The 9,396-nt window shown below is 38.3% G+C and carries 9 protein-coding genes; all 9 read left to right on the forward strand.

Annotation, left to right across the window (positions count from 1 at the left end; genetic code table 11):
• The first annotated feature begins 207 nt into the window (after window positions 1-207).
• The 9 genes from C8322_RS13765 (at window position 208) to C8322_RS13805 (ending at window position 9,295) form a co-directional block, all read left to right on the forward strand.
• On the forward strand, window positions 208-2,205 hold the full coding sequence (locus tag C8322_RS13765; protein ID WP_111810795.1) for a DnaB-like helicase C-terminal domain-containing protein: 1,998 nt from the start codon (window positions 208-210) through the stop codon (window positions 2,203-2,205).
• 135 nt (window positions 2,206-2,340) lie between these two features.
• A complete protein-coding gene (locus C8322_RS13770; RefSeq protein WP_111810796.1) occupies window positions 2,341-3,261 on the forward strand; it encodes a hypothetical protein in 921 nt (306 codons plus the stop codon).
• A 436-nt stretch (window positions 3,262-3,697) separates the two neighbouring features.
• Window positions 3,698-4,660, forward strand: a complete 963-nt coding sequence (locus C8322_RS13775; protein ID WP_111810797.1) for a tyrosine-type recombinase/integrase — start codon at window positions 3,698-3,700, stop codon at window positions 4,658-4,660.
• Window positions 4,661-4,703: 43 nt separating this feature from the next.
• Complete coding sequence (locus C8322_RS13780; RefSeq protein WP_111810798.1) at window positions 4,704-5,468, forward strand: ParA family protein; 765 nt, start codon at window positions 4,704-4,706, stop codon at window positions 5,466-5,468.
• Window positions 5,465-5,773 carry a hypothetical protein gene (locus C8322_RS13785; RefSeq protein ID WP_111810799.1) on the forward strand — a complete coding sequence of 103 codons (309 nt, stop codon included), beginning with the start codon at window positions 5,465-5,467 and terminating at the stop codon, window positions 5,771-5,773. The genes C8322_RS13780 and C8322_RS13785 overlap by 4 nt, the downstream gene beginning before the upstream one ends.
• 46 nt (window positions 5,774-5,819) lie before the next feature.
• Window positions 5,820-6,107 (forward strand): hypothetical protein, encoded by a 288-nt coding sequence (locus C8322_RS13790; RefSeq protein WP_146747337.1) that lies wholly within the window; start codon window positions 5,820-5,822, stop codon window positions 6,105-6,107.
• A 76-nt stretch (window positions 6,108-6,183) separates the two neighbouring features.
• Complete coding sequence (locus C8322_RS14480) at window positions 6,184-6,744, forward strand: helix-turn-helix domain-containing protein (RefSeq protein ID WP_111810801.1); 561 nt, start codon at window positions 6,184-6,186, stop codon at window positions 6,742-6,744.
• A complete protein-coding gene (locus C8322_RS13800) occupies window positions 6,744-8,141 on the forward strand; it encodes a hypothetical protein (RefSeq protein WP_111810802.1) in 1,398 nt (465 codons plus the stop codon). Before C8322_RS14480 ends, C8322_RS13800 begins: the two co-directional genes overlap by 1 nt.
• Complete coding sequence (locus C8322_RS13805; protein ID WP_111810803.1) at window positions 8,141-9,295, forward strand: hypothetical protein; 1,155 nt, start codon at window positions 8,141-8,143, stop codon at window positions 9,293-9,295. The genes C8322_RS13800 and C8322_RS13805 overlap by 1 nt, the downstream gene beginning before the upstream one ends.
• The last annotated feature ends 101 nt before the right edge of the window (window positions 9,296-9,396 follow it).

The raw sequence follows: 9,396 nt of genomic DNA on the forward strand, positions 1-9,396 counted from the left end.
TAACCCTATGCTTATGCAAAAAAGGCCAAAAGTAACCCTATGCTTATGCAGACGAAACGCTACAGCCCTTAATACATAAGGCTTACAGAGGATGCAAAAACTCTAGTAAGTATTTAGTTAGTACTTAGGTGCATAATGCCCCCCTTATTGGCATAGGGGGCTTATGTAAGATGGGAATATGTTCGGCCCGATTGGATTACTTTTTAAATGCCAAAATTAAGCAATTACGATAAAGACGCATTAAAGCAAAAACTACCTGAATACATTGCTATGTATGGCATACAGCTAAAACCAAACAAAAACATTCTTTGTATTAATCCAGCCCATAACGACACCACGCCAAGTATGGGATATAAAGCAGATGAGCATTATTTGCATTGTTTTTCTTGTGGGGAGAGTTACGACATTTTTGGAGCTTGTGAAGCACTGGAAGGACTACAGAAAGGACAAGGGATTAACCGTATTAAGCAGTTATATGGATATGGACAAATTAAGGACAAAAACGGCCCATATATTGAAAACAATATGATTATGTCTCCATCTCCAAAACAGCCTAAGCAGACCTACAAAGATTTTACAGATTTTGTTTTAAAGGCCAGTGAAAGCTTATGTATGCACGACTACCATGCAGAACGTGGAATTAGTGAGGAAGTAGCTACACGTTTTAAGTTGGGATATGTGCAGGACTTTAAGGGCATGAGTACGGCGCTTGTTATACCTATGCTTCGTGCAGATGCATCTTATAGCTACCAATTAAGAAATATTAGCGAGGAAGAGCCGTTACAGCATTACAAGCCAAAAGTAGAGGAAGCAGGGGAAGCAGAGTTATTTAATAGCTTATGTATTAAATCAGGAAAGCCCGTAGCAATCGTAGAAGGCGCTATAGATGCTTTAAGTGTTATTAGTGCAGGGATGGAAGCTATAGCGTTAAACGGCGCTCAAAACAAAGGGAAGCTATACGACTTAATACAGAAGAACAAAGCCAAGTTACCCCCGATTATTTTAGCTTTGGATAATGACGAAGCAGGACGCAAGGCCCAGAGAGAAATTAAAGACATGCTAGATAAGGCACAGATTGCCACATATAGCGTCAATTTAGCTTTGCAGTACAAAGACCCTAACGAAGCGCTACAAGCGAATCCAGAAGCATTTAGAGCTATTGTAGGGGCGCTTACAGATGAAGAAAGTATTAAGCGTAAAGAATACCTACAGGCCACAGTAGAAAGCCAGCTAAATGGCTTCCTAGACTTCGTTAAAACCAAAAGAGCGCCAGCCATAAGCACAGGCTTTAAAATGCTGGATGAAATATTAAGGGGCGGATTACGTGAGGGCCTTATATGCGTAGGCGGTATTAGTAGCTTAGGTAAAACTACTTTAGCCTTGCAGATAATGGACAACATAGCGAAGCAGGGGCGTGATGTTTTAATTTTCAGTCTGGAAATGAGCGCTTATGAATTACGAGCAAAAACCATAGCTAGAGAGAGTTTAAACATATCAATAGAAGAAACGGGCTTTAGCATGGACGCCGTTACAACTATCGAGATCTTAGACCGTGTTTTAATGGAAGAACTACCGAAGCAGAACCAAGCTACCTTTACTAAAGCTTATGGCCGTTATATGCAATACGCCAAGCATATTTTTATACATGAAGCCGTAGGTAAATTTACCGTAAACGAGATTAAAGCCAGAGTAGAAGAACACGTTAAAGCTACTGGAAGAACGCCAGTTGTATTAGTGGACTACTTGCAGATCTTGCAGCCAGCAGAGCAAGGCATGAGCGATAAAAACAAAGTATCTTATGATGTGCTTATGCTTAAACAGTTAAGCCGTGACTACCACACGCCAGTTATGGTTATCAGTAGTTTTAACCGTGACAGCTACACGAAAGAAGCCAGCTTTAGCAGCTTTAAGGAAAGTGGGGAGATTGAATATAGTGCTGATGTATTAATGGCCTTACAACTAACAGCAGTTAGAACGGGGCAGGATGCAGAGGAAGCATTATTAGAGAATCCACGTAAAGTAGACGTTAAGTTTTTAAAGAACCGTAGCGGAACTTTAGGCATAGCCAGCTTTAACGCCACCTTAGCAAATAACAGCTTTGAACAGATGGACGCTAAAGAGATCGAAGCACTTAGAAAACGAGTACAGAACGCTAAAGAGCATGAAGAGATCAAAAGGAGAAGTATTAAGGCCAAGCATGGTTAAAGCTTAATACGGCGTAAAGGGGGCATATATAGCCCCTTTTTTATTACCTATTAATTATTAGAATTAACTTAAATATAGTTTAATAGAAGAGCATATTTAAATTACTTATGGAATTTTACTAGAGGGGTTTGGGAGATGAAAAAACTATTGTTAGCAGCTATTTTTTTTGGGACATTTTTAAATAATGCATATGCAAATTCATGTAATTATGAGGAAATAAAAAGTAATGAGTACAAACTGACAGAGTCATCTAAAAAGTATGTATTACTACACTTTTTTATTGACCCTAACAAAGATAGGTTTGCCAGTGGGCAGAGAAGTGAAAGGAAGTATGCGGCCCTTAGAGAAAACAATTTTAAGGTTTTAGAAACTGGGCTTACAACAAAAGCTCATGATTCTTTTAAAAGATTAAAGCAATTTAATACTGATGTAGAAATTTCTGGTAAAGCATACACTTTGGACAAATCATTAACTACAAAATTAATCACGTCTACTTGCGATGTTTTTTATGTAAATTTAGATCAGCCTTATGATGAAAAGTATTGGAGTTCTATTTATTTAAAAGCTGATGGTAGCCCTATCAAAACTGAAGGCCTCTTAGAGATAATAGGTAAATCACTACAACCTAAAGACACAAGCGCTAACGTAACTTATGATCGTTTTGAGAAAGTAGTTAATATTAAAACCAATGAATTTAACAATATGCTCTTAAGAGGTGCTTATAGCCCTTCCAGTAAGAAGAACTTATTCGTGCAATTGTATTTAGATGCAACTTTTTTAGGTGACTGGGGTGGAATTAAACTTGCTTATGATACGAGTGGAGTAGCACATGAGGTCGTTTTGATTAGCCATAATGCAGACTGCTCAAATAGATATTTAGGATGTAAACTGGAAGAAACCTTAGGGGTGACACTTTCTGAAGATTTTTTAAAGAAAAATAAAAATGGTTTTGAGCTAAAACTTAAGGGGAAGCAAGATAAGATTATTTCTGTTTCATCTGATTTAGTTAAATCATTTCTTGATGGCTTAGATCAGGCTAAAAGAGAATATAAGTAAAAGTTTTAGAGCCCCTAATTAGGGGCTTAGCTTTTTTATTGATTTTAAGGGAATTGGTTAAAAGAATTTCATTTACAACTCACTTTGCATGCAGTGATTTTTAGCTTTAATTGCTCACTGGAACTCTTAATTACGACATTCCACCGATTAGGATTTAAACGCCAAAATAGGGCCTATTTCTGTTACAAAACTCTTTAAAAAATAATGCCTGACTATTACGGGATTCCATTTTTTTTTGAAGTTATCGCACCCCCCCAAAAGCCTTACACAGCAAGCAATTCACTTTAAAAGTGAGTTGTAAGGGGGGATAATTCACTTTGTAACAGACTTGGGCCAGATCTTTAGTAATTAATACATATACATATATCAGTATACACATAATAATATACATACTATACTATGTTCATATAGGCATACATATTAGGGGATGCAATAGATGAACCAGCTAAGAACAATTAACGAAAGCAGCAACCAATTAGCGACCATTAGCGCATTAAATGCAGATCTATATTTTAACTTTATTGGCTTTTTAGACGTTAAAGAAAAGACAGCCGACACCTACCGAAAAGCATTAAAAAGACTATTCCAATACTTTGCAGAGAACAGCATAAGCCAGCCGACCAGAAGCGACCTTATAGCCTTTCGGGATGAATTGAAGGCAGTAAACAAGGCCAGCACAGTGAAGACCTATTTAACAGCTACACGGCTTTTCTTTAGATGGTTGGAGCAGGAAGGGCTATATAAAAATATTGCAGATAAAATTAAAGGGGCAAAAGTAGAGCATGGGCATAAGAAAGATGCTTTAACCGTAGATCAAGTAAAGGACGTTATAGACACCTTCACGGCGGATTCAGAAGCCAGCACAGCAAAGAGGGATTACGCCATTTTTTGTTTAATGGTCACTTGTGGGCTTCGCACTATCGAAGTTGTAAGGGCGGATCTGGAAGACCTAAGAACACTAGGAAGTAAGACCGTGCTTTATGTGCAAGGGAAAGGGAAAGACGAAAAAAGCGAATATGTGATTATTACTAGGGAAGTAGAAAAGGCGATTAGAAGCTACTTAGCCACACGTACAGACGCAACAGACAAAGCGCCGTTATTCAGCAGCACAAGCAACAACAGCAAAGGGAAGCGATTAACAACCAGAACTATTAGCGGAATAGTAAAAGAACGCTTAAAGCTTGCAGGATTGAACAGCAATAGATTAACGGCCCACAGCTTGCGACATACAGCCGTAACTTTATCTTTACTAGGGGGCAGCACATTACAGGAAGCTAGACAATTTGCACGACACAGCAACATAGCAACGACAGAGATTTATGCACACAACTTAGAGCGCATAGCGAACCCATGCGAAGGGATTGTAAGCAGTAGCATATTTAAAAACAGTAGTTTATAATCTACACATACACATATAAGTATACATATAAGAGCATAGTAATATGGCTAAAGTAATAACAGTAATAAACCAGAAAGGCGGAGTAGGAAAAACCACTACAGCACACGCTATAGGGGCATGGCTACAAGCGAAGCAAAATAAAAAAGTACTATTTTTAGACCTAGATCAGCAAGGGAACTTAACCTATAGCACAGGTGCAAGTAACAGCAATTACAACACGCTAGAAGTGTTAATTGCTGGACGATTACAAGCAGACAAAGCACAGGTTACAAGTAGCGGATTTAGCGTTATACCTTCCACCCCTTCACTAGCCAACGTAGACGCCGTATTAAGTCAAACAGGCAAGGAATACAGATTAAAAGAAGCTTTAGCAGATCTGGACAGCTTCGACTTTGTTATAATGGATACCCCACCAAGTTTAAACATAATCACGATTAACGCATTAACAGCCAGTGATTACGCAGTCATACCAGCACAAGCCGACATTTTTAGCCTACAAGGTATAACCCAGCTAGGGCAGACAATAGAAGCCGTTAAACGCTATACAAACAAAGATCTAAAAGTATTAGGCATTGTATTAACCAAGCACAACACACGAAGCATTTTAAGCCGTGACCTACAGCAAGTTATTACAGATACAGCTATGCAGCTACACACAAAAGTATACACACAGTACATAAGGGAAGCCGTAGCAGTAAGAGAAGCGCAGGCCATGAAGCAGGACGTTTTCAGCTATGACCCTAAAAGCAATGCTACACAAGATTATGATGCACTAATGAACGAGATCTGGAAGGACATTAACCAATGAGTAAGAAGAGCTTTACCGATGCTAACCCAGCAATGGCATTTATTAGCACAGCCAAAGAGCAGGAAGACTTTGCTTTAACTCAGCCAACAAAGGAAGAGCTGGAAACTAAGTTAAGTGAAGAACCTAAAGCCCAAACAAGCAACGGCGTACCCATGAAAAAGAATCCAGAGTATGTAGAAACTAAGAGCAAGCGTGTACAGATGCTTATGCAACCTTCCTTGTATAACAGCATTAAAGAAAGGGCAGAAAAAGAAGGCGTGAGCGTTAATGAGATGATGCACGAGATCTTAAAAACCCATATTTAACAAAGACAACCTTATAGAGTTTTATTTAACCAATCGGGGGATGCTGATGTCATTGCAATGTAAAAGATGTAAATCTAAAAACACTAAAATTGTTTTAAAAAGTGATCTTATTAAGGCTGAGAAAGAAAGGGGGGCTTCAGCTAGTGATATTGCGAAAATTAATGAATCACAATTTGGAGTAGCTGCAAATCCCTCAGTACTTTTTGAACTTCTGGGTGCTGTTTTAGAGTTTTTCGGTAAATTATTTGGATTTCTTGAAGAGAAAGAAAAAAATAAAGCTAAAGACAAAGAAAAGATTGTGCTTTGTGAGTGTGGGTATTGGGAAAACTTCTAAATTAATCAAAATATATTGTACTTCCGTTAATTAAGATTAGCGGAAGTAGAAACCACTAAAGAGGATATTTAAGTTAATGCGACCAGCAGAAGACAAAGTTAAGTACATACAACTTAGGGCCGAAGGGAAGAGCTATAGGGCTATTTCTAAAGAGATCGGCGTATGTAAAGACACATGCCAGCGATGGGAAGCAGAACTTAAAACCGAAATAGCGGAACGCAAAGCAGAGCAGTTAGAAGAACTTTACGAAAGTTACCACATGACACGACAGGCCCGAATAACCCAGCTAGGCGAAGCAGTTAAAAAGATAGATAGCGCTATAGATACAGTGAGCTTTGATGAAGCCAGCCCAGAACGGCTACTGGATCTTAAGCTTAAATATCTAACAGCTTTAAAAGATGAATATCTACCGATTAACACACCAGCAAACAACCATATCCAGCAGAACGGCGATTACATGGAAAACGTACTTATAGCTTTAAATGACTTACTTTTAAGAGTAAGAACAGGCGAAGTAACAACAGAACAGGCCAGCAAAGAGAGCGCCGTTATTTCTAATATTTTAAAAGCTATCGAAGTGAAAGACGTTAAGCACAAGCTGGAAATGCTGGAAACTGTATTAGGGGGGCGTAACTGATGGCTACCAACACACTAAGCAAGCTACTTAAAAAGAAAAAGCTTACAGGTGAAGAAGTCGGGAAGATTATTCTTTTAGATCTTGTTAATACCTACAAAGACCAGCCAACACTTACACAGGCGGAACGTGATGCTTATGTAGATGCACTTGTAGAAAGCAAGGATATTAGGGCCTATAACGACTATCTACAGATCTACAGATTTATAACGGGCTTTGCTATTGATTTTGAATCTCAAGAACGGGCTTATGCCGTAATTAGGCTTGAATTTTTGCGCCATATTATGAAGCTTATTGATGCAGAAAATAATTACTTTCAATTAGCGCTACAGCCCAGAATTTTAACCAGAAGAGATTATGAGCAGGCATTAAAAGAAGCTAAGGAGCGTGTGAGTAGCTGGACATATTCACTATATAAATTAGTAGAATATGAGCTATTTAAGCACATAAGAATCTATGAGAATAAAGAGAAGACGCCGTACAAACGCTATTTTGATGCTTATAAAAAAGAGCAGGCCAACGAGCAAGCTATAGAAGCCTATCGAGTAACTTATTGGCAAGACAAAGACAACCCAAAGAAAGACGAAGAGCTAACTAAGCTAGTAATGCTAAGTCAATATTTTGCCATTTACGATGATTCAGAGTTAGAAACCAAAGGCGGAATGCTTTTCTTTAAAGATGACTACCCAGAGTTATTACAGGCCATTTTAGAGAATTACAGTAAGTTAGAAGGGCTGGAGTATTTGGCTAACCTGACTACAGACGACCATATAAGAGAGGATCTTATAGACTTCCAGACAGCTTACAAGCTGGATATTTTAGGCGCTAAAAATGCCTATGATGACCCATTGCTAACATTTAAAGGCCACGACTTAACGAGTGGAGTAGCAGTTATAGAAAGCGCTAAGGGAATAACCAAAGGGAATATAAAAGATGGAACTTTTTATTACCACTTAGGACGAGGATTAGTTAGGAACTTGGCCGAAGACGTATTAGCAAGTGAAAAGTACATATCTAAGATTAAACATATTAAAAAACAATTTAAGCAGATTGCTAGAAATCTACAGGGCTTCCAATATTTCATGCTTAAGCTTGTAGAGATTACAGGTGTACCAGATTTATTAGCATTTAATAGAGATGACGGAACAGCGAAGCTTCCTTATTTTGAAGCTTTTGCAGAAGATCTATACATACGAAGATACGGCCTACTAGAAGACGAAGGCGACCCAGCAGAACTAGGGAAAAAAGTTAGAGAGCTACACAGCTTAGGCTTTACTGTAGATGATATTCAAATCACAGAAGCAGAAAAGGCGGAAGTAGAAAGCATTATTAGGAATGCCCCAACGAAAGAAAAGGCAGTAATTCAAACCTTTAATTTTTTATTAACGGGGGCTAAATAATGGGGGAATTATTACCTGAATTATTACCAGATCTACTAGATTTAAACCTTGATCGAAAAGATAGCCTATACGTAAAAGAAGACCCAAAAGAAGCAGGCACAGCTAGTGTACGCAATATTTTACATAACAAAGGCACAGCAGCAGTTATTAAGGCCAGTGCAGCTAGAAACAAGAAAGAGATACAGCAGTACACAACAGGAAGCGCCTATATCGACTTCGAGGGAGTGAGAGTTAATATTGATGATTATTTCTTGCCAAAATTAAACCTTAAGCTTACCCCCCTTACGAGCAAGCTATTACAGCTTATGCTTGTAGATGCCACACAGCTATTAAACCGTGAAGCAGTAACAGAGATTGGATTACGCTTAAACCTTGCAGAAGTGGCAAGCGACTTAGACCGAAACATTGAGAGCAAGCAAGCTAAGTATAAATTTAAGAAAGAATTTTTTAACGCTTTAGAAGTGTTAAGCCGTATTAACTTGCGTGTAGAAGAAGAGTTAAACGGAAAATCTATAAATATAGGTAAAGCCCACCTACTTAGCAGCTTCATGCCCAGCAAAACAGAAAAAGACACCACAGAAGTAATACTAGGTTTGGAGTTTTTAAAATACTTAAGCAATGGTTATCTTAAGTCTTTCGACATGAATATCTTAAAAATTAGTGATGCTTCAAGTCACCAATTTCATACGGCATACAATAATTACGTAACTATGGGCAATAACCTTATAGCGATTAAAAACCAAAAAGGGCCAGTAAAAGGCAAGATTTTTAAAGTAGAAACAGCTATTACTTGGGCAGCACATTTAGCAACGATAGAAGACGTTAAGAACAGTGATAGACGTTACACCCAGCGCATCTTAGAGCCATTGGAAAAGATTTTAGATGACGAGCATGGACTAATTGAGAAGTGGGAATGGTGCAAGGCAGTAGGCGAAAAGCTTACAGATGAAGAACGGGCCAACATTGGAAGCTATGACATTTTAAAAAATCTTTATGTAAAAGTTATAACGCTGAAAAAAGAAGAAGAGTTATTAGAAGGGGCTTATGCAGCAGCAGGCCGAATAATGGAAGCTAAGGAAAAGAAAGCCAATCAAAGAGCTAGACGAGTAGCCAAAGCTAAAGCAGAACAACCGAAGCCAGACAAAGACGAATAACAGGTTATTAGACTATACACATAACAGTATGCACATATAGGAAAACCATAAAAAAGTAACCCTATGCTTATGCAAAAAAGGCCAAAAGTAACCCTATGCTT

The sequence above is a fragment of the Acinetobacter sp. SM1B genome (assembly GCF_003289665.1).
In the GTDB taxonomy this organism is placed as follows: Bacteria; Pseudomonadota; Gammaproteobacteria; order Pseudomonadales; family Moraxellaceae; genus Acinetobacter; species Acinetobacter schindleri.